This is a genomic window from Lachnospira pectinoschiza (assembly GCF_020564355.1).
Classification (GTDB): domain Bacteria; phylum Bacillota; class Clostridia; order Lachnospirales; family Lachnospiraceae; genus Lachnospira; species Lachnospira intestinalis.
Genome location: NZ_JAJCRR010000050.1, coordinates 1 through 392 on the forward strand (window position 1 = coordinate 1; position 392 = coordinate 392).

The window sequence follows — 392 nt, forward strand, 5'->3', positions numbered from 1 at the left end:
TGAAGCTAGAAAGTAAAGAAAAGGAGAAATTATGTCACTTACAGAAACTTACACTCTCGCAAACGGTATGACAATTCCAAAAGTGGGTTTTGGAACATGGCAATCTAAAGATGGCGAAGAAGCATATCAAGCTGTAAAAACTGCCTTAGAAGTGGGCTACCGTCATATTGATACAGCAGCTGTGTATGGCAATGAAGAGTCAGTGGGCCGTGCGATTAAAGACAGTGGAATTGCACGCGAAGACTTGTTTATTACGACAAAACTTTGGGCTGTTGGCACAACAGAAGATGCACGAGCAGCACTTAACGAAAGCTTGGAAAAATTAGGTTTAGACTATGTGGACCTTTATCTTATTCACTGGCCAAATCCAAAAGCGTTTCGTCCAAACTTTG

General features: G+C 41.3%; 1 protein-coding gene. It reads left to right on the forward strand.

Annotated elements, in window-relative coordinates; all coding sequences use genetic code 11:
- Positions 1-31 precede the first annotated feature (31 nt).
- On the forward strand, positions 32-392 hold a 361-nt coding region (locus LI288_RS14190), incomplete at its 3' end, for an aldo/keto reductase (protein WP_264474006.1).